This is a genomic window from Adonisia turfae CCMR0081 (assembly GCF_011009555.1).
In the GTDB taxonomy this organism is placed as follows: domain Bacteria; phylum Cyanobacteriota; class Cyanobacteriia; order Phormidesmidales; family Phormidesmidaceae; genus Leptothoe; species Leptothoe turfae.
Genome location: NZ_QXHD01000004.1, coordinates 7588786 through 7613349, shown reverse-complemented (window position 1 = coordinate 7613349; position 24564 = coordinate 7588786). Strand labels below are relative to the sequence as shown.

The 24564-nt window shown below is 44.8% G+C and carries 15 protein-coding genes; 4 read left to right on the top strand and 11 right to left on the bottom strand.

Features of this window, described 5'->3' with window-relative positions; genetic code table 11:
- Positions 1–232: 232 nt before the first annotated feature.
- Complete coding sequence (gene tftA, locus DXZ20_RS36560) at positions 233–1606, bottom strand: hormogonium tapered terminus morphoprotein TftA (protein ID WP_163703332.1); 1374 nt, start codon at positions 1604–1606, stop codon at positions 233–235.
- A gap of 791 nt (positions 1607–2397) precedes the next feature.
- Here tftA and DXZ20_RS36555 point away from each other — a divergent pair.
- Positions 2398–2568, top strand: a complete 171-nt coding sequence (locus tag DXZ20_RS36555) for a hypothetical protein (protein ID WP_163666591.1) — start codon at positions 2398–2400, stop codon at positions 2566–2568.
- A gap of 45 nt (positions 2569–2613) precedes the next feature.
- Here the strand turns inward: DXZ20_RS36555 and DXZ20_RS36550 are convergent, their stop codons facing one another.
- The 3 genes from DXZ20_RS36550 to DXZ20_RS36540 form a co-directional block, all read right to left on the bottom strand.
- Complete coding sequence (locus DXZ20_RS36550) at positions 2614–5526, bottom strand: CHAT domain-containing protein (protein ID WP_250566055.1); 2913 nt, start codon at positions 5524–5526, stop codon at positions 2614–2616.
- Between the two features lie 41 nt (positions 5527–5567).
- The gene (locus DXZ20_RS36545; RefSeq protein ID WP_163703330.1) at positions 5568–10028 is read right to left on the bottom strand and encodes a two-partner secretion domain-containing protein; all 4461 of its coding nucleotides are present in this window, start codon (positions 10026–10028) and stop codon (positions 5568–5570) included.
- Positions 10029–10128: 100 nt separating this feature from the next.
- Positions 10129–11829: a ShlB/FhaC/HecB family hemolysin secretion/activation protein gene (locus DXZ20_RS36540; protein ID WP_250566054.1), complete on the bottom strand. Its 1701-nt coding sequence runs from the start codon at positions 11827–11829 to the stop codon at positions 10129–10131.
- A gap of 759 nt (positions 11830–12588) precedes the next feature.
- On the opposite strand from DXZ20_RS36540, the gene DXZ20_RS36535 reads away from it, so the two are divergent.
- Both DXZ20_RS36535 and DXZ20_RS36530 read left to right on the top strand, forming a co-directional pair.
- Positions 12589–13683, top strand: a complete 1095-nt coding sequence (locus tag DXZ20_RS36535; RefSeq protein ID WP_163703328.1) for a site-specific integrase — start codon at positions 12589–12591, stop codon at positions 13681–13683.
- 611 nt (positions 13684–14294) lie between these two features.
- Entirely contained in the window at positions 14295–14579 is a 285-nt protein-coding gene (locus DXZ20_RS36530; protein WP_163703327.1) for a hypothetical protein, read from the top strand.
- Here the strand turns inward: DXZ20_RS36530 and DXZ20_RS36525 are convergent.
- The 3 genes from DXZ20_RS36525 to DXZ20_RS36515 form a co-directional block, all read right to left on the bottom strand.
- Positions 14576–15565, bottom strand: coding sequence for a hypothetical protein (locus DXZ20_RS36525; RefSeq protein ID WP_163703326.1), 990 nt, complete (start codon positions 15563–15565; stop codon positions 14576–14578). The genes DXZ20_RS36530 and DXZ20_RS36525 overlap by 4 nt on opposite strands.
- A gap of 551 nt (positions 15566–16116) precedes the next feature.
- Entirely contained in the window at positions 16117–17184 is a 1068-nt protein-coding gene (locus tag DXZ20_RS36520) for a PDDEXK nuclease domain-containing protein (protein WP_163703325.1), read from the bottom strand.
- Between the two features lie 239 nt (positions 17185–17423).
- Entirely contained in the window at positions 17424–17621 is a 198-nt protein-coding gene (locus tag DXZ20_RS36515; protein WP_163703324.1) for a hypothetical protein, read from the bottom strand.
- A 207-nt stretch (positions 17622–17828) separates the two neighbouring features.
- Here DXZ20_RS36515 and DXZ20_RS36510 point away from each other — a divergent pair, with 207 nt between their 5' ends.
- A complete protein-coding gene (locus DXZ20_RS36510; protein ID WP_163703323.1) occupies positions 17829–18524 on the top strand; it encodes a recombinase family protein in 696 nt (231 codons plus the stop codon).
- A 613-nt stretch (positions 18525–19137) separates the two neighbouring features.
- On the opposite strand, the gene DXZ20_RS36505 is transcribed toward DXZ20_RS36510, so the two are convergent.
- The 4 genes from DXZ20_RS36505 to DXZ20_RS36480 all read right to left on the bottom strand — a co-directional run bounded on the left by DXZ20_RS36505 (position 19138) and on the right by DXZ20_RS36480 (position 24223).
- Entirely contained in the window at positions 19138–20391 is a 1254-nt protein-coding gene (locus DXZ20_RS36505) for an N-6 DNA methylase (protein WP_250566052.1), read from the bottom strand.
- A 177-nt stretch (positions 20392–20568) separates the two neighbouring features.
- Positions 20569–22518, bottom strand: coding sequence for a DUF3732 domain-containing protein (locus DXZ20_RS36490; protein ID WP_250566051.1), 1950 nt, complete (start codon positions 22516–22518; stop codon positions 20569–20571).
- On the bottom strand, positions 22515–23021 hold the full coding sequence (locus DXZ20_RS36485; RefSeq protein ID WP_163703318.1) for a three component ABC system middle component: 507 nt from the start codon (positions 23019–23021) through the stop codon (positions 22515–22517). The genes DXZ20_RS36490 and DXZ20_RS36485 overlap by 4 nt, the downstream gene beginning before the upstream one ends.
- Complete coding sequence (locus DXZ20_RS36480) at positions 23018–24223, bottom strand: ABC-three component system protein (protein WP_163703317.1); 1206 nt, start codon at positions 24221–24223, stop codon at positions 23018–23020. The genes DXZ20_RS36485 and DXZ20_RS36480 overlap by 4 nt, the downstream gene beginning before the upstream one ends.
- Between the last annotated feature and the right edge of the window lie 341 nt (positions 24224–24564).

The following is a 24564-nucleotide window of genomic DNA, read 5'->3' as shown; positions in this document are numbered from 1 at the left end:
TGGGTGACAAATCATAACCATAAAAGGTAGTCTGCCAACCCCAATGTCTAAGAAAAACCTACACAATGACCGCTTAAAGGCTGTAAACAGCGCTATTTTGGCGGCAGTTCGGTGTTCTCAGAATAATCTCTACAGGGATGTGTGCCAGTTGGCATATGACAGTTTGCCGATGGGCATTAGCCATGAATAATACCAGTTTGAGGAACATCTATCTGGGGCTACTTTTGCGAAGTTATAGTAGCTTTGCAGACTCATAAAGTCGTCTCACCATGTTGAGAATTTTCTCACCATAGTTTGGATCAGCAGCCCAACGACCGCTGAGCTGACCCACGAGTACGGCACTGCCCCGACTGACAAATTTGAAACGGGGATCTACCTGTTCCTGCACCAGGGGTTCTTTACTGCCATAGGCTTTGAGGTGTTGAATGTGAGCCCTCACACCAATACGTGCACTGGGGAAGGATGCCCCTGCTGCATCCCCTCCCAGGCCGCCAATTCCTGCAAAATTATTTTGCGAGGCTTTCACATTCCCGCCAAATCGTAGAAAAGAGGTTTCTACACACATCTGACAGAAGGCGATGTCATAATTCACACCCTCAATTATTCCTTCTTGACGATAAATTTTATGCAAATCCGGGAAGTCTCGAAGTGCTTGTTCGTTATTGTTCTTCAAGAACATCATCAGGCTGATTTCAGAGGCGTTGCCGTGGCCCATGATTTGATCAATGAGGCCTGGGCAGATGGTAAGGGCCGACTGAGACTTGAGTTGCACGGTACGGCTAGCAGCATCCCAGCCGATGGAGATGCTAAAGTCTCTTAAATCAACGGCTTTGACGTACACCACATTGCCATACCGTACTTTGCGGATGTCATCATTACTGGCCAGATTAAGCCCAAGTCGGTCTGCGACATCAATCGGCACATAGGAGTTACCGCTGACTAAGACGCCTTTCTCGTCATACTGACCGCCATTAATGGTGATATTGATGATGGGAAACTGGGGCGCAGGTGTGGGTGCTGTCGGCTGGGTGCCACTAATCTCACGACTCCAGGCTGCCAGACCATCCGCTAAGCCAATGGCAATTTCGCGGCGGCGACTGAGGATAATGCCGCGATCTCGATCATTGGTTATGTAGCCCAGTTCTAGTAAAAGGGATGGCGGTTCTACCTGTCGACAAAAGGCCAAGCGACCCATACCAGCCTCGGTGTCTGGTCTAACGCCTGGACCTCCTGGGCCAGTTAACGTCGGTACCCGGCGCAGCATGGCTACCAACACAACCCGGGCATTTTCCGCTCGAGCTTTGTTGCCTGCAATGTAATAAGCAGTTGCTCCCCGGACGTTCTTATTTTGAAAGGCTCCCACATGTATTTCTAACGCAACATCACCGGGACGGTTGCGGGCATTTATCCAGCGGATGCTTTCTTGTAGGCTGAGGTCGTCGGGGACGGAAAGGACTGCGAGCCCACGTGCTCGCAACTCCGGGATAATTAGATCCCGAATGCGGATCATTTCCTGGGCTTCCGTAATACCCTCGACTTTTGCTCCAGAATCGCGGACTCCATTTTCAAATCCACCGTGGCCTGCTGAGATAAAAATTTGTGCCATGTGACCCTGTAAAGCGTTCTATCCAGGCATATTGCCAATTGTCCCCGCAAGGATACATCAATTTCTCAATCTTGGGGAATGAAATGGAGGATGTGTACGTACCTATCTTTGACGCGCAACTTTGGCCTCAGCAGGTGATTGAGCGTCAAGGGTGTGGAATTTCGGATGACATAGCATGCTTGGCGCGAGTTAATCCCTGGTGGGATAAGTATTTTGGATAAGTATTTTTGAAAAGACGACTATCAAGATAGTCACTGGTATCAGGTTCAGGAGTTAGCAAAAGCTCAACAAGCATCTGTATGGAAAATTTTGCAAGAGAGTTCTTTTCGTGAGTTGGCTATTAGTAAACCTAGAGGAAATAGCTAGCACAAAAATAAAAACGACTAGCCTACTAATTCTGATCGAAAGAAAAGGAAATAGCGTGTTTTTACCGTTGACAGATGTTGTTCTTAGGTCTGAACATTGGGGGTGAAACGATTGAGCCGTGAGATTTGTCCGAAGTTTAGTACAGAGAGCAATAATTAACATCCTCTGCTAATCTCTTGAAGTATGTCTTCGAAACATTAAGCAATATGGCAAATATAAAAACACTTGCATGGGTGATTTATGGTGTGAATAGATAGCGGTATATAAAAGTAAGATCTTGTTAGATTTCAGGGATTTCTGATGCAAGATTGAGAGGGGTGTGTGATTTAAGTGAGTGGGTCTTGAAGTGGTTCAGATCTCCCCCCTTTGCCAGTGAGTTAATGCCTTGATGCTCCCTTAGACAATGGTGGAGGCTTGTATTAGCCATGGAAACATACGTTAGCATAGCTCAGGTGGAAGCGCCTGTAATTACGAACGAGATTGAGCAGGATAGTCTTGCCCCCTATTTTGGTGTGAGTGTATTAGTTTATGTCTTGCTACTGTTTATGTTTGCTCCAAGACGTAATCGATTAAATCGGCGTAAGTCTTCTTTGTAGTCCTTGCTTGTGGCGTTAGAGTGGGTATTCACCTTGAAATGCTCTCTAACGCCAGTCTCCTACTAATAGATAGGGAGCCCAATAAGAGGGTCTTATATTCTGTCTAATTAGGTTTACCTGTGCCTGCTGTAGAGCTTTTGCCTTAGAAATACCTGGGTTAACTAACTGTTCGTAAAAATCCTTAATTAACTCAGCTGTAGAGAAATCATTAATACTCCATAGAGAGGCCACAGTGCTGCGAGCGCCTGATTGTACTGCAAGGCCTGCAATACCCAATATCTCCCGACTATCACCTGTAGCTGTTTCGCATGCACTAAGAACCAGTAACTCAAGTGGTGTTTGGTTGCGAGTTCTAAGCAAACGGTCAAAGTCATTAAGGTCCATCTTTTCTACTTCAATAGCCTGACCTTTCTGCTCTACTCTGTTTTCTGTGGGTTGCTCTGATGCTGCCACCAATAAATAAGTGTCGTCTCGGGTAAAGCCAAATACGCCATGGGTGGCGAAATGAATAATATTGTGAGTAGATGAGCGCATTTTGGTTTGTACACTGCTCTTCTTGAATTCTAAGTTGAGCAGGTTTTCTGTCTCGCCCATGATGTTTTGAATGGCTTCTAGTTCATCTTCTACAAAGGCCAGTGCGTGGAAATACATTGCAGACTCGGGCGCATTGGAGTTTGGGGTGATGCTTTGCTCTGGGGCTATGGGTAATGAACTTGCAGAAGATAGGCCCCCTGTGAAAATACTGAAAGATTGTGCGGGAGGGGCTTGGGGAATGGCTAAATCACCAAAGGTGACTGCGATCGCATATTTCTCAATCAAAAATTGTTTTGTTTGTTGATCATACAACGCTGCCATGGGCACATTACGAAATGCTCCATCTAGAACAAAGACTAGGGTGTCTATGGATTCTAGCCAGCCTTGTTCTTCAGCCGGGCGAATTAACCAATCATAAATTTCGTTAGCCAGCCGTTGCCCAGGTTGAGAAAGCACATAATTGTATGTTCTCTCAAGCTCATGGCGAAACTGTTCTAGTTTTGCTTTTACCTTAGAAGACCGCTGCTCAGGACTGTCAGTATTTTGTGTCTGCGATAAACCAGTCTGGCTGACTTTCGGAGAATATCTTTGGATGGTCTGGTCTGGAGCCTTGTCTGGTAATTGAAGGAGAACTTCAATGCGGTCTCCTCCAGGTTCATCTGGCAAAATAATTGGGTAAATAATTGCTGTGGTTTTATCTGCATTTGCCACATCCTGAATAGTCGTGCGTTGAATATTGTCATCAGGTGCAATGAGTCCGCAGGCCAGGAAGCTTTCTAACTCGGCTACGCGCAAATCATCAATGACGGTTTGTGCTCGGAGCAGTTGAGCTGTATTGTCTGAAATCGCGATCTCTTCTTTGGGTAGAAGGAGGCTGATATATTCTCGATATAGAGGTTCGATGCGATCTCGAAAATAAAATTGTATGTCTGGCCCTACATACAATAAATCGTTACGCACTGCCTGCACCTTTTGAAAAGCTACATCATAGTGAGATAGTACTCGTTCTCGCGTAAACTCTAGCTTGTTCTCAATGCGTCCTAACTGCCATTCCCATTGATAAATAAGACTGGGCTGATGGTGTCCTTGCTTCAGGGCAGCCTCAGTTAGTTTTTGCGCATCTACATACTGTTCTTCTATTTCATAAAGATGGCCTAGATATCCCAGCGCATAAGATACGGCCACTGGATCTCTGATGGCTTCAGCCTGTTGCTTTGCTTTCCAAAGCAAAGAATAGATCTGTTGTTGAGGAATAGTTATCTCTGCAAGGCAGGCGTTTGTGCATTTATCCATTAGTAAGCGTGCCAGCCTCATATGAATAAAAGCAGATGTGCGACCTGAGGGTAGAGCGTCAAGTTTTGGTAGTAACGATGTTTGTACAGAGTTTGCCCTTGACCACCCCTTACGATGCAAAGAAATATCAAACTGATTTAACAGGGCTTGAGTTTGAACCAGTAAAGGAGCTTGAACAGAAATCGCTGCATAGGAATCTAATGCCTGTTGATATAAGATGTCAGCCTTTGCCTGATCTGTCTTATTTCGAGTACGGCGAGCAAAGGTTTCCTGTTGTTGCGCCCTGACATGTAGAGTATTGCCAACACTCAATTGAGTGGCTGCTAATTCTTTATCTACAGCAAATTCCTCAGCTAGCTGTAGGCTCTTATCTAGTGAAGCCTGAGATGCTTTAAATTCTCCCAGCAAACGCTGATGATCTCCTACAGTTCGAGTAAGAGCTACTTTTAGTGAGATATTGTCTTGTGCCTCTATAAGTGCCTCTACTTGTGACAAACGACTACGAGACTCTAGTAGAAAGCCTAGCCTGCGTAAGGCATGGGTTTGGTTCAGTAAACTTTTGACTACACCTTCGGAATAGTTAGCTTGCGTATAAATATCAGCTGTCTGTTCCCAGATTTCCAATGCTTTTTGTGTATGTCCCTGAGTTAAGTACAGGCTACCTTGAGTATTTAAGGCTTGACCATAGAGTCTTAATCCTTCAGTCGTTAGAGGGTTTATATTCTGAAGTATTTCAAGACTTTTGCCTATAGCACTTTCCGCCTCTGACCATTGACCTAGTTGACGATAGGCGAGGGCTAAATTGTTGAGAGCCAATACCTGATTCAGTCCATCACGCTGGATGGAAAAGCGCTTCTCTGCTTCTAACCACAGATTGGCAGCCTGGGTAAATTGTTCGGCTCTATAATGTTCTCTACCTTGCTGTAAAAGTTGTTGAGCACTGGTTAAATAGAACGGTGATTGCCCATGCTGACTCAGGGAGATATCATCTGATGTAGTGATTGCTATGGCAGAGCTCAATAGGCTGACTGGTGTTTGTAGTCCTAGAAGGGCTGTCAACCCAGCGGTAACCATTATTAATCTTAAAAAGCGGGACCTCAGTAACCCTCGTTTGAAGACGTTTACTTTCATGGCTGTTACCCCTTGCTGTTAGTTAATTCAACTCATCAGGCCTATCGTAAAGATGAGCAGGAAATAGAGGGTAGCCAGCTACCCTCAGCCACTAAAAAGACATCGCCTGATTCTGTTACAACGGCTTCTTGTGCATCTGCTAGTGATACAGGTTCCGGACGAGGAAAGCTGGTAATTATTGGAGCCGATGCCTGTGGTTGACCAGTTTCTGGTCCTAGATCGTCTTGTATGAGGTCCTCGCTAGCAATATCCATCGGACTCAAGGGTTGACCACCCCGCCCCGTGATAATAAAGTCGCCTACTTGACTATCTGCAATGTTGTTGTTGGCAAGATTGCAGCCTTGGGCAATTTGATTGCTGGGGTCTACCACATCAATGGGCAGTTCTGATAAGCCTTGGTTCGGATCAACCGCTAAATTATTAATGCTGACCTCACCGTCACCGCCCCTTTCAGACTGGGCGCTGATATCATTGAGACCATTGCCGCGAAGGTCATTACTAAAGGTCTGAACTTCTCGAAAGCCAAGGATACGCTCAGTGGTAATGTCAATGTTGCCACCTGTGCCAGTATTGGTGTCGGCCAAAATATCATTATCTTCATCAGGAACCGTGAGCACCAAGTTAGCATCGATATCAATATCTCCACCGTTGCCGTTTGCACTGGCCCCAGCCTGAATCAAGCTACCCTGGCGTAAAAGGAGAACATCTACATTCTCAACGATGATACTGCCTGCATCTCCAGAGCCATCACTGCCGGTTACAAGGCTGGTATTTCTCAAGATTGCAAGATCTGCATCCCGAAGGATGATGTTGCCGCCTTGACCATTGCTGTTACGTGTTGTAGAAGCGGAAAATTGTGGGCCATCTGTAATGGTTGCAATGATAATGTCACCACTGTTCAGTGGTCTAAGCGTAATGTTGCCAGCCTTGGCCAAACCATTGGTACTGACAGATATTTCTGTCTCGTTACCAGAAAGATTAATGACATCGGCTGCAATATCAAAATCACCACCATCTCCATTCTCTTCTAGACTGTTAGTTGCAGCGGTTAATTGTGCTCCGTTCTGAAGGTTCAATAGAGGTGTGCGAATGCGGATACTTCCTGCACGCCCAATACCGTCAGTATTGGTATTTATAAGGGCATTATCTAAAGTTACACTCTCATTACCTCGAATAATGATGCTGCCTCCATTACCGCTGCTGTTGAGTGTTGTAGAGGCTGAAATTTGTGGCTCATTATTGATGCTAGAGACACTAATACTACCACCACTATTGAATGGTTCTAAGCTAATGCTGCCAGCATTGGCTGGACCATTTGTACTTACAGTGATTTCAGTATCAGCATCGGCAAGGGTAATTGTTTCGGCATTGACTCTAATACTTCCGCCAATACCATTTCTCTCTGGGCTATTAGTTGCAGCCGTGATTTGTGCTCCGTTCTGAAGGTTCAATAGAGGTGTGCGAATGCGAATACCCCCTGCAGTTCCTCCACCATCCGTATTCGTATTGATTCTACTATTGGTCTCTAGGGTGATGCTGCTGGCACTTTCAAGCAAGACGTTACCGCCGCTACCACTACTACCAGTATTGGTATTACTCAAAATCTGACTATTATCAAGTTGAATATTGCCTGTCCTAGAGATGATGCTGACATTCCCAGCATCTGCAGACCGGTTCGCATCACTTAACAATTGAACATTATTGAGATTGAGATCCCCATTACTTATTATGAAAACCTCGCCAGACTGATCAAAATCACTGAGCTCTAAGGAAATACGTTGACCATCATTTACAACAGGATTGATAACTTCAAGCTGACCACTAGTGACTAGGTTGAGATTACTTATAGTCAGGTCATTGTTCCCTCCTTGGATTGTGACGTTGCCTGATGCATCACCACTGGAGACAGTTGACACCTGTACATCTAAGATCCTAGATGCTTGTAGGGTAACATTCCCGCCTGCTCCAGTATCTTCGTTGATCTCTGAAGCGGCCACTGTACTTATTCGATTATCGTTATTAAAAATAGTGCCTTCTACAGTGCGAACAGAAATATCACCGCCTCTGCCAACATCTCCATTACGTGAAACTGAGCCTGAGAACAAAGTGTTATTGTTAGTGATATCACCAACTTCTGAGAAAATCGAGATATTACCACCGTTCCCCACGGTACCAGTCTGTTCTGAAAAAACTGGGTTAGATGAAGGTGCATAGAAGGTCGATGATGAATCTATGCGGTTAGTGGAAATATCACCGAAATTGGAAGATAGAAAAATATCTCCACCATTACCTGAACCACCATTTTCTAAAGAAGACGCAGAAGATGAGAAAGAACTCAAACGACCATTTGCTGAGATATTGCCAAATCTTGAGATGAAAGAAATATCTCCACCATTGCCCGATTTGCCTCCAGCTTGTCGCACAAATGAGAACGACCTAATAAATGTTTCTGTTGATATATTTCCACGAACTGAAGAAAGGTTAATATTCCCGCCATTGCCAGCATTGCCAGCACGTGATATCGAAAATGCTGCTAATGGATTATTGTTGATAATATCTCCTGTCTCTGAGGAGATAGATATGTCTCCCCCATTGCCAGAGTCGCTTGAAAACGACTCCGAGAATGTTACTAAATTGTTGAATGTGGCGATGTCTCCAAACCTCGACGAGATCGAGATATTGCCGCCATTGTCTGATCTGCCGCCATCATTGCGTGCGGTTGAATTTGTATCTATGCGTCCACGAGTTGTGATATTACCTGTGATGGAAGAGATAGAGATATCACCGCCCCTACTGGGTCTGCCAGCTGATGCTTCCGAAAACGCATTCAATCGTTCATTGATTGTCAGGTCGCCAGATATGGAAGAAATAGAAATATTTCCAGCATTTCCAGCATTTCCAATTGTGTTCCTTTGGCTAAGGGAGAAAGCATTGATTCTGTCGTTGGTTGTGATGTTACCAGTTCTTGAAGAGATCGAGATATTGCCGCCATTGCTAGCATTCCCATCTCCACGCCGTGCCTGCGAGAATGAGGCTATCCTGCCATCAATTAAGATATTTCCAGATAATGAGGAGATCAAAATAGGTCCACCATTGCCAGCATTGCCTGTATCTGAACGCGAAAACGAACGCAAATTTTCACCAGTTGTGATATCACCATCTGCTTCTAGGATGATGGGTCCTCCATCTCCCCCATCTATGACAGATGTTGTATCTATAATGTTGACTGCAATACTGCCGGGAGGTTGATTAGCTACAGGTCCTGCGTTAAAAGAGGTGCCTCCAGATTCCTGTGGTATATTAGGCCGTCCAACTGTTTCGACTCCGGCCCGTAAGATTGCAGCTGAACTGCTGGCTAATAAGTCTTCATCAGAACCGGAGCCATCTGGCGTCAACGTAGTATCGGGACCCGTGATGCGAATATTGCCTGCTTGAATGCTTCCTGTGGCTTCAACTTTGAGGGCGGCTCCTTCATAATTGCCGAAAACCACATCTCCGTTGGCAAAGATAATCGGATCATATAAGCTAATAAAATTACCAGGTGTACCGGTCAGGGTTAAAAACTGTAAGCCACCACCACTCTCAAAGTGAGCATCAGCTGAAATCTCTCCATCACTAATCAGGCGTAAATCTCCGCCACTCAAAAAAGGTGTCTGCTCCAAATGCTGAAGTGTCCAAATATCAATGCTTTCATTTCCCTGGATAATGAGGTCATTGCCTGAGCGGGCAATAAAAGCGTCAGTTTCTGTATCCCTAATGGTCACTGCATCTTGTGCCTGTAGAGTCAGATTGTTGCCTGCGCTTAACTGTCCTTCCAAATACAGCTGATTCCCTAACAGTGTAAGATCGCCTCCGGTTTCCAGGTTCCCAGTGTTGTTAATATCTCCTTGAGGTAAGCCACTAAATTGGACGCCTAGTGGCACACTCATCGTTAATAGTGAAGTACCTTGTGGACTGGCAGCACTGAATACACTACCATCTGTAAATTCGATGCTCCCTGCTGTGCTGGCTGTGAACGCACCGCGAATATCTAATTGAGCATTGGGTCCAAAGGTAATGCCATTGGGGTTTAAAAAATATAAATTGGCAGGGCCGTCAATGCCTAATAGCCCATCAATCTCAGAGGGATTACTGCCAGTAACCCGACTGAGAATCATCTCAATGCCATCCGGATTTATAAAATAAACCTGCTGCCCTGGATTGATATTGAATTCTTCAAAGCTATGAAATAAACTTTCTCCCCGGATAGCTCCACCGTTAATGCGCTCAGTACTATTCTCCTTAATTATAGATGAGGACTCAAGCCCCAATGTGTTATCAGGAATAATCTGAGCGACTAGCATGTTTCCTCTGAGAGACTCTGTTGCTTTATCCTCAGAATATCCAGCGGCTAGATGGTTCTGGGAATTACCAGATGAGGCTGCATAAACAACCGTTGCTAGCTGACTAATGGCAAGTATGGAACTAAATAGGAGAAAATGGGGGGATGGGCGATAAGTCATAGGGTAATGACGTTAAATTGTGCTGATACTATCAACTATGTGAGCTTTTAGATGCTGGCTCAATCTTTTTTATAGATTGCTGTTCTCTTCTAATTCATTGCTAAAAGAACGAATACTGAAGCGTAAAATATAGGCCATTTTCTTGCAGAGAATCGCGATCATCTTCTTCAGAAATGAGGGGAATGCCCCAGTCCAGGCGGCCTATCAGATCTTGCTGACGGAATAGCAGGCCAATGCCTACACTGGCTAATGGATCAGGATTATTACCTTCACGATTCCAGCCATAGCCCGCCTCCAAAAATGGTGTAACTTGCAGTAGCCTATCATTGGTGCGATCGCGCCAGATTGGCAATCGTACCTCCGCAGATGCCAACAACCCATTATCTGTAGACAAAAGATTTTGACGATAGCCTCGCACAGTAGACTGTCCCCCAAGACTCAACTGCTCCAAACTTAATAGCGGATCAGTCGTCAACTGAGCACTGCCCTTCAGTAGCAATAACGTGTCGGGTGCAAGAATCCGCAGCCACTGGGCTTGACCTTGCCACGAAAAGAAACGACTATCTGGTATATCTCCGTCATTGACGGTGGCATCTAGCATGTCGAGGCCGAGATTAAACTGCGATCGCAATGCTAAAACCTCTGCTGTACTACGCTGGGTCCACGCTTGAAAAAAACGCAAGGCAGAGACTCTGGTACGTCCTTCATTGTCAGCTCCCAATGACAGTGGTATGGGGCCAATATCATCAATGCCTAAAGATGTTTGAGCGCGTTGATGAGAGGCTGTGAGTCCAATGGCAAACTCTTGAGCTGGAGTGAACTTTAGGGGATATTTGAGGGTAAGCTCAAAAAAATTAGAATCTGAGTCAATATCTAAAACATCAAAAGGCTTCTCAATGACATCATTATCAGAAGTATCAACCGCTAATCTCAGCGTGCTGCCGTGGGGACTAACGGGTAATGTGTAATCAACATTAATTCCATTACTACCACTAGTTGTCGTGTACCCAATACTTAGGCGATCGCCTAAACCGAGTAAATTCGCTTCGGTCGCTTGCAGTTGATTACGCACGGTGCCAACACTGGGAGAGCGATTATTATCCAGGGTGTAGGTGATCCCAAAGCTATCTGCTTCAACCACAGACACCACAAGACGATTTTGGCCTGCTTGCGGACTGGCTTGTAAGTCCGCAGAGATTGTGGTTATTAGCGGATCAAGCTGTAGGAGCTGTAATCTTTTGACTAATGTGTTTACGTTTAAGGGCGCTGTAGCTCCGAGCGCAATGCGACTACTTATATACCCTGGGTGCAGCCGCCGATTGCCTGTGACCAAAATCTCGGACAGGCTACCCTCAATAATCTCCATCAGAACGATCCCATCCACAATTTGTTGTGGTGGAACGATGGCACCGGAGGTAGCATATCCTTCATCTATGTATAGCTGAGTTACGGCTGCACGGGCGGCAGTCACATCTGCAAATGTTTGTGATTCTCCCGTAAATTCATGGGTCACCCCTTGTAAGGTTTCATCATCAAAAGCTGTGTTATTGACAAATTCGAAACGTTTAATCAAAAACATGCCACTATCTCTTGGGACAGGAGACTGATTGGGTTGATCTTGAGGTTGATCTAAGAGTTCATCCGCAGACGGTAAATCTTGAGCAGGCAGCAGCTCAGGTTGAGGAGTAAGGGGTGGCGGTAACGTGTCTTGGGGTCTGGGCAGCTCTACAGGAGTTGTCTGTGCTTGTGCGTGTTCTATATGATGTGGGCTAAGAAAATGCAGAACGCTGATTGCACTCATCAGCCCAACTGCTAAGAGCAGACCATTTTGAGAGACTGATTGTCTATTCTGTAAGCAGCCCGATGGATGTGAGTTCATTTCCTGTTCTTTTTAGGGATAAGCTTACCTTGGGGGGTATTTATTAGAAAAATTCTTGACCTGCTATCCATAAGCTCAAAATATCTACCGCTATTAGAGAAATACGAACATCTAAATATTTTTATGCAGGAAATTAAATGATAAAATTCTGCAAGAGAAAAATATTAAAAAGTTTTTTTTATAGGATTTAGCAAATTAGCTTGTAGGATTTGATTAGCAAGATGTTCTGCAAGATTAGTCAGTTAAGACATCACAAATCCCTGGGTTCTGTCTATACATCCAATAACGCTTGCTGATGCTGACAGTTGTATTGAGAAAAGTTATGACTACCTTTTAATGTCTGCAACTGTTCTTGCAAGTAGGTTGAGACTTGCTTTGCACGGAGTCTGATAGCTGGTTGAGGGGTTTGACCCCTTTATCAGCAATAACCACTAGCCGATAGATTGAGGCTAGTGGTTGAACTAACTATTTTTAGCAATCGCTGAAAGGAGGGCGAACGAGGGGACTCGAACCCCCGAATGGTGGAACCACAAGCCGTTTGTACTGGCACGAAAACTCAAGGGTTGTAGCTGTAGCCGTTGATGTAACGGTGATTACCGCTTCTAGTTTTCATGTACTATCATGCAGGATAGTACAAAAAGTTAGCCTAAATTTAGGCTAGTGGTTAGGCTAGAACCCTGAATGACTAAAAAATCACCGGCTGATTTACTGCAGGAGGCGAATCAGCGTTTGAAGGCTGGCAAAGTCCCTGTCCGTATCGTCACACAACCTAATACAGATCGATTGTACTTACGGGCGACATTGCCGCCTAAGCCAAAGTCTGCAAAGCAGCATGCTTATCAGCAGAGGATTTCATTGGGTGTTTACTGTAATCCAGCAGGGATTAAGCGTGCTGAAGCAGAAGCACAACGGCTGAACCATGAGCTGATGCTTGATCAGTTTGATTGGTCAAATTGGCAAAGGCGGAATCAAGTTTTACAGGCACAGACGGTTAAGGAGTGTTTAGTTGCTTTTGAAACGGACTATTTTACGCGCCGCGAACGTAACGATAAGAGCGACACCACCTGGAAAAAGGATTACGTCGTACCGTTCAAGCGTCTACCGGCAGAAGTGGAGTTAACGGCTGATCTCCTACTAAAAACCGCTGAAAGTTATCCGCCAGATACTAGAGCCAGAAAACGGGCTTGTGATGCGTATAGTGCGCTAGCGCGATTTGCTGCAATCGAGGTAGATCTGAAACCGTTACGCGGCAAATATCGACCAACTGCGGTGAGTCGGGAAGATGTACCCAGTGATGAGCTGATTTTGGCGTGGTGCGATCGCATCCCTGAATTAAAATGGCTTAATTTTTATCGGCTCGTGGCCTGTTATGGCCTGCGTAATCATGAAGCCTTTCACGTTGATTTGGCAAAACTTAAAACTGAACCCATTGCCACCGTTACGGGCGGTAAAACTGGCTATCGTGCTGTAGCTTTGCCTTGCCCGCTGGGGTGGTGGGAAGAGTGGTTTCAAGGAAAAGAGATTGCTTTGCCAGAGGTAGCGGCAAAATCGAATAGCCACTATGGCAATGTTAGTAGCCAGTACTTCCGACGATTAGATTTACCATTCAGAATCTATGACCTGCGCCATGCTCATGCAGGTCGAATGGCACTCAAAGGAATTGATCCTGCGATCGCAGCCAGATCTCAAGGTCATAGCCTAAAGGTTCACTCAGAAATCTACTTGAATTTTTTGGGGGCTGAGCAATTGCGAGGTCTGTTGGAAGATTTAAGGTGATTGCCCTGTATAGGACTCACTCCTAACTTGGTTAGAGTTTATGAACTACATCACGATGATTTGAGTAGAATCATGGGTTGTCGAATTTTGTATTTCTGCACTTTTAGGGCAAGAGGTTGTCCAGGTTGGGCAAGGCTATGAAAGCCTTGTCTTTCAGGTGCTGGAGGACTGGACAACCTATGATTAACCCTTGATAAACCTTGCTTCAATTCCTGAATCGCAGGTCCCTGAGCCAAATCTCAAAGTTAATGATGTGTTCATGGAGCAAAAGTGATATGTGACTTCCTTGTATCTTGGGCACAAACGTCAAATTGCTATCCATTGAACCAGCTTGAGCGATTTAGTGTCTGGAGCTGATTAGGAATGATTATTCATAAACGCGCTCTTTTCTTTTGAGCACGTGATGGATTAAAGGCTAGGACAAGCTATATGGTGGTCTATCACTCGATGCTTAGTGGATGATCATTTTGATACAGAGGCATCAATTTTGTACAGGTAGCTCACTGTGCTTAAGCATCTTATAGATATAAGACTATAACTTCGAAATTGTCCTGTTTGTCAGCTGTAGGAATTGAAAGGAGTAAGGCAGACATATTGCGAGTAATATCGCTATGGCCTTCTCAAAATCAAATGACTATCTATTTAATAGCCTCGATGATTTCCTTAAAGATGTAGAGCAGTATCTAGAGGAAAGTGAAAAGTACCTGAACACTACAGCACAATTTTTGTCAAACTTATTGCAACCAGCTAGTACTTTGGCTGAAACTGCTGATTCCGTGAGCAAAGCAAAGGAAGAAATTCGAAAGTTACGTCAGAAATTACCCAATGAGGTTAATAGACAAGAGGACATAGCCATTTCTGAGGCTATGAGAAAGTATATGAGAGGTGAACTTTAGTAAGCCGCTATAGTTGTTAGTTGAATTTGTTCAATAAGATATTCGAAATGACGTTCAATTTGTGCAATCGCTCCGATTGAGACTTTGTCTTGAATTGCTACAGCTCTTACACGCTGCTTAGCTATCAAAAAAGCTTCTTCATAGACCTTCGGGTCAAGAACCCATTGGCTAGAAAAATTTTCCAAAATCTTATTGATAGCGTTTGGACGTCCAAATTTTATAGATATCGCAATAGATTCAAAATGTAAGTTAAGCTGCATTCTAAATTGCTCTTTCAATGAATTAGAAAGATCTGAAGAGCTAGATGTTGAAATATATTTTTCAAGTGTAATTAAGCTTATATCTCTAGAAAAAGATTTGCTATCTACAATATGCCGCATGTAGTTAAAAGCTTGTTTTCTGTATTCAAATCTATTTCTCAATTCATTTATTTTTCCTTGAATATAAGATTGTCTTTCTAGAGTTTTCCTGAGAATTTTTGATCCTCCATGTGAAGGAATAATATCAGAAATTGGTTGCACGACTGAACGGCTAGCATTTAGTAGTACAACCTCGCCTCTGAGAAATGTCTCAGATAAGATATCTCTAGATTCCTCAGGATTAGTACGAAAGCTTACTTTTGTTTTTAACACAGTAACTACAACGCCCCACACCAAAGTAATTACTGCAGAATATTGAAGAGTTTTTGAAAACCCCTTTGGAGCTGAGGAAATATTGGAGCAAAAGAATAGGGCTAGACTTAAGAGGCATGCATAAGAAATCTTGATAATTGCGTCATTAAGGATGTCTGTAGCCTCTTCATTGTTTTGATCCGATGAATTATTCTCAATAACAGCTAAAATTATTGCTATACAGAAAGCTATGAAAAACAAATTGACATTTGACAACTCAATTGAGAGAACATCAATTTCTGGTAATTGGTTAACAATCCATCCACTTGCTAAAAAAAGCGCCGCTCTAATAATTATCTCTGAAGTTTTATTCATGATAATTTGAGGTCATTGTAGACACAATCTTTTGTGAATTTAGATAATCTTTAAAGTCCTAAAAAATAGGGGATTTCTCTGTCAATGCTTTTTAGAAAGATTCTGAATAACATTTTTTAGCAGTTCAATATGTAATATTTTAATTTTTCTATCAAGGAAGAAGAGGTTTGAATTTATCCTGCCAATAAAGTAAAGATAAGCTATATCAGCTGTATACTGATCGTGCCTAAAGAGTAATGATTGGTTCGTTCCAGCGCTCTGTGAGCTTTATCGATTGGGATTTGAGTTTAACTACTTTTGACGCCAACTCGGTACAGGTATTTTATTGCTAAATAATAACTAAATTAATTGTGAGCATTTTATTTATACTACAAATGTTCATGTATTTTTGTTGTTTTTTGTAGGCAATTGGTTTGGTTGCCAAAAGTGAACAGTTATTGACAATAAAGCCACAGTAACCAAGAAGCTTAGTTTCACGACTCTTAGTCAGAGCATTATTTAAGGCATATACGAACCCTTGGCCTCTTTGGGTAAGGTAAATGAAATCTAGACTATGTGGGTGTTTGATTATCCTGAGCTTTAATTTCTTGGACCGCCGTCTCTAGCTCCATCTCTAACTGCTCAATCGTCGGCAGATTACTTTTGAGGGCTTCAGGGAGTTCATCACTCAAACGGTATGTGGAAACGCCGATCGGTTTTTGCAGATCTTGGAGCGCAAACTCTACCGTCGTCGTTCGCTTACTGCGGCACAAAATGATGCCTATGGTTTGATTGTCACCTTCTGTCCGTAGATGGTAGTCAACGGCTGAGACATAGAAATTCATTTTTCCCGAAAACTCTGGTTCGAACTCCCTCATCTTCAAGTCGATAACGATGTAACAGTGCAGGCGCGTATGGTAGAACAGCAAATCCAGCCTATATTCTTTGTCGTCAACAACCACTGGATATTGACTGCCCACAAAAGCAAAGCCCAGGCCTAATTCCAGTAGAAAATCTCGAATGTGTCCCAGTAGGCCACGTTCTAAATCACGTTCTAGAGCATCTTGGCCAAGGGTAAGAAAGTCAAAATTGTAGGGGTCTTTGATAACTTCCTGGGCCAACTCCGATTGCGGTTTAGGTAAGGTTTGCTCAAAATTTGTGATCGCAGTCCCTTGCCGCTGATACAAACGTGTATCGATTTGGATGGCTAGGATGTTGCGACTCCAGCCATTTTCGATAGTTTTCTGGATATACCAAAGTCGTTCATTCGGGTCTTTGAGCTTATCGAGAATGATGCAGTTATGCTTCCAGGGAATTTGTGCACCAGACTGGTGCACAAATTGCTGATCTGGCCATGCTTCAGCAAAGGCCCGCATGTATTTGAGATTGCGTGATGAAAACCCTTTGATATCAGGGAAAGAATGCTTAAGGTCTTTCGATAGCCGGTCAATGACTTTGCTGCCCCATCGTTCCTGCCGCTGGCGCATCAGGATATCGTTGCCAATCCGCCAATACAACAGGATCAGTTCCTGATTAACGGCCAGCGATGCTCTAACTTGTGCTGTGCGAATGCGCTCCTTCAAATCGGCTAAGAAGCTTTCATAGGCATCTACTGGAAATAGAGGAGGTTGCGAAGGCATGAGGCAGATTTTTGATGCTCACAGATTGGTGAATTCTAGCAAGATAGAACACCAGTACCAAAGTAATCATCACAGCCCAAAGTTCTATTTGTGCAGCAAGTCATAGCACAAACTAATAGCCCCGCTACTAGCGGGGCATCCATACAAAACCTGTCCACTTCTTGAAACCAAGAAATGGATACTTTACTCAATTACATATGCACAGGAGGTCAGATCCTCCTGTGCTTTATTGTCTGGCGCTACAGTGCGCGAAGGGCGTCAAGCAAGCTTGCATCAATTTCAACCACTGCTTCACCATCACCCAAGGCAACATCTTGCTTGTCAGTGACGTTGAGCTGGTTTCCTTGCAGGAACAGACGACCTTGTCCGTCCTTATACAGCGTGGGGCAGGTAGCGCTGCCACAGGGTTTGGCGATAATTTCTAGTTTTTCAGGCATGGGGACTCCTTCACCTTGGGGCAAGGCGTAGATAAAACGACTGAAGGGGGGACGTCATTACTATAGGGGGCTTATTACTAATCCGTCAATAAGTAGGGTAATTGTTGACGGATTTGAGCACTTCACGCATTTCCCCCCCCCTGAGCCGCTACAGTAACAACGCTAAAGCTTTGCCACAAAGCGATTTTGAGCACTGGGGGGATACTGGTGCTTGTTGGATATATCTGGACGTCAGCGGCTGATGATCAGGGCGAATATGAGCATCAGTACCAAGCGCTGTTAGGCGCTGGTGTTGTCGCTGAGCACATTTATCAGGATGTAGGCTGTGTCTATCGCGGGCCACGTCCACAGCTGGAGCGTTGTTTGCAGGCTTTGAAGGCCGCTGACATCCTTGTTACTCCGTATCTTGATAGCCTGGCCCATGGTCGCAGTAACCTGTTAGCGGTTTTGCAAGACCTTGCCGCGCGGCAGGTTGGTCTTAGAGTTCTGACCGGTAAAGCCGCCATTATTGACACGGCGCAGCTGCGCCTCTCCCTTGTTACTGCTGTCATTGAAGCGTTAGTTGAGTTTGAGGATCGCACTGTCCGTGCCGCTAGAGAGCAGGGTATTGCGGCGGCGCGGGCGCGGGGACAGGCGTTTGGCCCGAAACGTAAAATGACCGCCGGTATTATCCGCCAAGCTATGGCTTACATGGCGAATTCAGATATGAGTGTCACCAAAATTGCTGAGACGCTTGGTGTGACGCGCAGTTCGCTATATACCTATCTCAATGGGGATGGTTCTCCCAAGTCGTCTGCGCTGCAACTGTTAGCAGCAGAAGAGGGTTCTACTGATTCTGATGACGAAGCCGCCGCTGCTGACATCAGCTCCTCTTCAACAAACCGGCGGAATGATACGGAGTAGCCGGTTTTTGCAAGTTGCCAGTGGGTCTGCACAGTTGGCAAGGCCAGGATCTCGCCAGCATTTTGCTTAAAGCCCTCTAAATAAGACGCGTCAATGGTTCCATTGGTGAAGTTTAAGTAGTGCACAAAGGCTTGATTGATAAAGAAGGAGGAGATGATCTGGATTTCCCACGTATCAATGTCCAGGTCATTGGCGTCAGCGAATTTTTTTAGGATGTCATGCTGTTGCAGAAGGCCCAGAAATAGGTCTCGATGCCCCATCACGATGGCTTGATGATTGAGGCTGTAGTTGCTTTTGATTTGTAGCGCAATGGTTCGGCGGGTTGAGAGCCACAGTAGGATGTTGGCCACAGTGATGATCAGTGTCAGCGCCACCATCAGTAATGCAGAGAGCTGGCTAATATCTAAATCCGAAAGCATTTTGCCTCTCAAGTTTTGGCGAGAGGCTAAGCAAATTGAGATGAAGTGCAAAGCATTATTTATGTCGGTGGTTTGCAGAACATATTTGGGATGCCTCAGATAATCGGATTATTTTAGCCAAGACCATAAATCAGTTGATCGCGGTGAGAGTTGAGTTGTTGTAAGTAAGCCTGAATGTAAGGTGCGATCTCAATTTACTCCTGAACATTGATGTCGTTAGAAAACAGGTCCATTTGCTGACCTGGCTGTGGCAGAGTTATATCGGCCTGACGGCGAGGTCGTGGCTGTTTGCTCTCCGCTGATGTAACATCGGCAAAAGTATCCATATCGAATAAGGACGGTTGCTCTGCTTGCTTATCAGTTCTAGTCTGGGGCTCTTTAAACATTGCCGGGGCTGATTTGTCGGCATTCTCTTGATCTGTAAATGTTGTCTCCTCAGCAAAGAAAGCCTCGGGATTGATAAACAATTCCCTTAATTGCTCCAATCGATGCCAGGATTGTTGCTCTTTCAGCCACTGGTCAAAATACCGCAGCTGTGGGGTTGGGCGAGATTCCCACATTTCGTTGCTGAGGGTATTGCCATGACGAACAACGGCTTGCAGGTCCAGTGCTGACAGCTGGATATAGGTCATATTGAATGCATCCCGACTGACATCAATGCAATCGAACTGAACGCAGGAACGTGGATCTAACCCTTGCTCCTTCAGTTCTTCGGCACAAGCAATAACCATAGCTCCACCACCACATGCCGGTTCACTGACAGTAATCAGACCTTTTTCCTCATAGATAGTCTGGGCATCATGTAGCGTCATCTTGGCTATAGCTCGGCAGAGGTCATAAGGCGTGAAGAACTGGCCGCCTGAGCTGGTATTCAATAGTTCTTGTTCGGATGCGATCGCACCCAGAAAATCCCCGGCCTCTTGGCTGTGAGCCATGAGCGTCAAACTAAACATCTTGGTGAGGGCTGCGACCTCGTCACGGCTATATCTTTTGATCCGGTCGAGGTAGGTGGCCTCTAGCGCTTCAAATGTCTCGTCCTTTGGGAAATCGCCGCTATGATAAGGAAGCTGATGCAGGGTAATGGCAGCAATTTCTAACCAATCACTAAACACATTTCCCTTGCTGTGACTCTGGCTGATGCTGTTTAAGGTCTTAACAAACTCCTTACCGAGCGACGAAATCGACGACATGGATAAAATCCTTTCTTCTGAGCCGCAACCAGCCGACCGGCCAATTAAACCGGTGATCAATACGGTGCTGGCAGCTGCGACCATAATTGATGACACGCAGACAGGTTCTGCGGCCATGGTGCGCGATGCCGCACAGCACTTACCACAGCCACAGATTCCGACACCAGCCCATAGGGAAGAAAACCCCGAATAGATGGGCAGGTTCAGGTCCCGTCCTGAACCCTTGCCCCTCGGCGAGAGTGGGGGAAGCAAGGCCATAGAAAAATTGCCCGGCTGGCGCGGGCAGCGCAGCAACACGGGCCGGGGCTATTTTTCTTGGGTGCGCGAGGGGGCAATGCCCCCTGAGAAAGCTAAAATGAATCTGGCAGGGAGTGATCTCAACTTTTCATCGCCTCTAACAGCGCAGGCCATTGCCTCATGACAACTCTTCAGTAGCTAGTTTTGAGAGGATATCCAATCAGTTGGAATCAGTGCATTTCCATTTCGCCATCGCTCTATTACAGACGTCTGATACCAATCCTCTGTTATGTCAGCGTGTTCAGTGATAATGACTTGTAAGTTAGGAGAGAGTTCTTCCACAATATTTCGTATTAGCTCAAATAGCTGAATAACAGCCAAACGGTCTGCATTATCAAGATTTGTCAAAGAACCATCACTATCTTGTTCCGGTGGGAAATAAACTTGTGAAGGTTGATCCAAAAATAGAAAACGTGGAACTGGTTTAGACATGCGTACAAACCACTTGTGGAGAGCAAGGTGTGCTATCAGATGACAGCCTAACCAATTAGCCCCACTTCCCATGCGGTCCATCCTTATTGGACCTGTATTTGCATCTGCTACTATTTGTAAATGTCGAAGGTCTAGACGAAATGGATTGCCCTGATGCTCAAGGTCAAGATGCTCAGCCCATTGGGTTAAGTCCCTTGAGAGAACGGATAAAATGGAGTCTAATCTTTCCTGAAAATTTTCAGCACTAAGATCTGACTCCAATTGTTCAACTTCTTGCTGAAGTGTAGATATCTCGGCTCGCAACTCGGAATCATTGGCAATTTCTGGAAGAGTTTCAAGAAACAGGCTGATACGACCGATAACATAGGCCCTACGAGAAGATGCATCTCGTAATTCCATTAGTCTTTCATCTGCACGTTGCAGAGCCTCAAGAGCAGTTCGGTTATCTTGTAAAAGGTTCTTAGTTGTGTTTACCCTTTGCTCTTGTTCAATTATTAGTGCTTCTAATCCTGGTGTATGCCTGGTAACACGCTCCAACTGTTCTGAAGCTCGCTGTATTTCTGCCTCTAGGATTTCAGAAGAAGGAATGATATTATTTGTAGGCTGATCACATAATGGGCAGCATGGTTCTTCTGAGGAAGAGAAAAGCTGTAGACTCCTCATTCGAGAAACCTGTTCAGTTGACTCGTGTGCAAAAAGACTTTCGTCAGTGAGTAGTGCTCGCATAGCATCTAAATCACCTTGCTGTAGAGCAAGTTGTTGCTTTAGCTCAGCACGTTCCTCATTCAACCTTAATAATTCTGCCTGATCAGTACTCTCTTCATAACGAGTAAGCTGCTCTTCTGGCGAAGCATTTACTGCTGTATGTAGTACCTCAATAGCATCCTCCCAGGAGTCAGGAACAATATCCAGTGTGATAAGCCCAGTATCCCTTGCCTCTGAAAGCAGAGCTGCTGCATCACTGAGCCCTCCGATGGCTACAGCCTCACGTCGAGCCAATATCCTTTCCTTTTCTCGTAAGAGGCGACGCAATTCCTTGAGTGTTGCCTTGCCTGTAACATAGTCATCATCTACTACGCCTAGGAAATATGGCAAAGTATCCTTAATAGCTTGAGCCGTAAAATTGTCGCTTTGTCCATGAAACAAAAAACCAGGCTGGCTAATTTCATTCTGAGGTTGGAACACAAACGCGAGAGCATGACGTAGTGTCGTAGTAAGTGGGGGGCGAGTTTGCCCTTCGGCAGGCTCATGGACATTAAGCTCAATACCGACCACACTTCTAAGACGCTCGATAATCGTGCCAATATTAGTTGTCACTGACAGCACATCTGCTGTCGGAATAGCTACTGTTGAACCCACAGCATAATAAGCATCTGAGGTGGTTGTCCTACCAAGATCAGGTGCACGCCGTGCAATAAAATGTTCCGCTAAACCATCTGTGAGACGCAATCCATACCAGCTAACATTATTCCGGATAACTCCTTCAGGCACGGCACACGATGAGCTACCGAGACAGTAATCAACCACATTGATCAACGCTGATTTACCAGTTTTCGAGTCACCGGTAATGATATTTACTACTCCAGGCCGAAGTGATAATAGGCGTCGCTCTCCTTGCCTTGAGTAAAGGACAATATCTAAGATTTGGATACTCAAGGTTCGACTCCCCAAAGTGCCATGACAGTCGTGTAATTACCAGAAGAGGCAAACCACTTCCCTACGAATTTTGCTTTCTTCATGCAAACCTTGACCTCTTCTGACGATTCCCTTAAAAAACGATTCATTGCACTAGGTTTTGCTGCATTTAGGATGCGTAGAGGGGTTACTTCAAGTAACCGGCCATCTGCGCCAAATAGTATACTCTGTTTGACAAGTGGCACTAGAGATGCAGCTCGCTCTGCGAAGCGAATCTGTACTTGTGGGTTCTGTGTAAGCCATGCAGCTAAAGAAGTTCTTGATGTATTTGGTAAGCTTTCCCTTGTGGGTTTATGTAAAATCACGGGCAGCGCAACAAACGATAACGCATAGGGGATGCCTTGATCATCGACACTACTGTATCCACTAGCACAAGACCACAGAAGCGTAGCCAAAAACGCCGGATTAAGCAGTCGAGCTTGCTCAATTGGCCTTTCTGACCATGAAGATGTAGATATGCTCATGAAACTTCCTGTGGCTCAAGAATCTGCTGTAGTCGTTGCATAAACTCGGGATGCCATCCAACCTGAAGACTATCAGCTAAAATATGAAATGAGCCTCGTGTCATGCTTGGATGCTGAACTTGGGGACGAATTGGAAAGCAGCTATCTTCAACCCAGGCATATACTTTCTGAGCTGCTGCTCGTTTTGCGTCCTCAGCGGCAGTTGTGCCTAGTTCATCAGAAACACGATCAAACTGAAGTTCCCATTCCTCTTTCAAAAGCCTCTCATAACGATCAAGCTCACCAATAAGAAGTAGATCTTCTCTGACCCAACGAGAACGTTGCGTAAAGGCACGGTAATAGTCTCGAATAGCTGCCAGGATGCGTCTGTTTCCAACGCCTACGAGTTTTACCTGTTGAACAAAAATTGCCCTCTCATAATCAGCAGCCTCAATTTCCGCCTCAAGAATGTCTGTATCTACAGGCAAAGAATCAGGCTTAAATTGCTCGCGAAGATCATCAATTTCGCTCTCAATCTCGTCACTAAGAATTGGAAGTGTATCAGGATCCATTAATTGTTTAATTGCCCGCCGATACCACCAACCGTCCAATCTTGACAAAAACGAGTCAAGATATTCCCGACGAACTGCCATACGAGCTTCGTCACGAAGAGCATCGTCAACATCGATAATATTGGGGGCATTTGGGCATATAATAATAGAGCTTATTAGCGACTCCTGATCGTTTGGTGAGAGATTTCGAAAGAGTTGGTAAGCAAGCTGATTTTCTCTGCTATTTGATGTTCTTACCGTTTCACGTAGACGGTAAAGAGCTTCAGTTTCATCTCGTTGCTCAAGCGTAAGATAGCTTGCTGAAGACCTCATTCCAACATTGCTTGTCGTAATCAAATACAATTGAGCATCTTCGGAGATACTGCCATTCGCCCGCCCTTCCATCCAAACACGAAAACTCTTCCACAGGTCGACGCTTGCATTAGTTAGATTGGCTGAACGTTCACAATGATGCTTTGTTTGTAATAAGTCAGGTGCGAAGCCATCACGCTCAAAGACAACATCATCAAGCGTTTCAAGATAAATCGAAAATGGATCGTCACGGATGAGACGCTGAAGGGAGGATAGTAGTGCTAAACGAACCTGATACAGATACCCAAGTGCTGAGTCAGCAGCAGAGAAGTCTGTCTGATTTGACGAGTTTCCTGTCATGAACGCCTCCCTGCTTGACTAAAGTACCTACATGCACACTAAGGTATTAGTATGGCTCAGTAGGTATTTTATTTATTACGTGTGCAACATAGCTTATTTTAAAGCCATTCGACATTGAGTTACAGGGATAAGCGTTCTCAATCTTAGGCTAAGAATCTAAGACTCAGAAGTACTATATACAGTGGACTAAGGGTCTTTAGAGTGGCTTTTCACACTACAGATAGGTGTCACCTGCTACAGATAGGTGTCACCTGCTTAGTAAGACCTCTCATAGCAATCTCAATACCCAATCTGGCAGAATTCGTCATCACTATAATTGCATGTCACGATGTGTTCTCAAG

Bases quoted from the DNA above. Each gene is read 5' to 3' on its own strand.
- tftA (WP_163703332.1), bottom strand. From the start codon at position 1,606: ATGGCACAAATTTTTATCTCAGCAGGCCACGGTGGATTTGAAAATGGA.
- DXZ20_RS36555 (WP_163666591.1), top strand. From the start codon at position 2,398: ATGGAAACATACGTTAGCATAGCTCAGGTGGAAGCGCCTGTAATTACG.
- DXZ20_RS36550 (WP_250566055.1), bottom strand. From the start codon at position 5,526: ATGAAAGTAAACGTCTTCAAACGAGGGTTACTGAGGTCCCGCTTTTTA.
- DXZ20_RS36545 (WP_163703330.1), bottom strand. From the start codon at position 10,028: ATGACTTATCGCCCATCCCCCCATTTTCTCCTATTTAGTTCCATACTT.
- DXZ20_RS36540 (WP_250566054.1), bottom strand. From the start codon at position 11,829: ATGAGTGCAATCAGCGTTCTGCATTTTCTTAGCCCACATCATATAGAA.
- DXZ20_RS36535 (WP_163703328.1), top strand. From the start codon at position 12,589: ATGACTAAAAAATCACCGGCTGATTTACTGCAGGAGGCGAATCAGCGT.
- DXZ20_RS36530 (WP_163703327.1), top strand. From the start codon at position 14,295: ATGGCCTTCTCAAAATCAAATGACTATCTATTTAATAGCCTCGATGAT.
- DXZ20_RS36525 (WP_163703326.1), bottom strand. From the start codon at position 15,565: ATGAATAAAACTTCAGAGATAATTATTAGAGCGGCGCTTTTTTTAGCA.
- DXZ20_RS36520 (WP_163703325.1), bottom strand. From the start codon at position 17,184: ATGCCTTCGCAACCTCCTCTATTTCCAGTAGATGCCTATGAAAGCTTC.
- DXZ20_RS36515 (WP_163703324.1), bottom strand. From the start codon at position 17,621: ATGCCTGAAAAACTAGAAATTATCGCCAAACCCTGTGGCAGCGCTACC.
- DXZ20_RS36505 (WP_250566052.1), bottom strand. From the start codon at position 20,391: ATGGCCTTGCTTCCCCCACTCTCGCCGAGGGGCAAGGGTTCAGGACGG.
- DXZ20_RS36485 (WP_163703318.1), bottom strand. From the start codon at position 23,021: ATGAGCATATCTACATCTTCATGGTCAGAAAGGCCAATTGAGCAAGCT.
- DXZ20_RS36480 (WP_163703317.1), bottom strand. From the start codon at position 24,223: ATGACAGGAAACTCGTCAAATCAGACAGACTTCTCTGCTGCTGACTCA.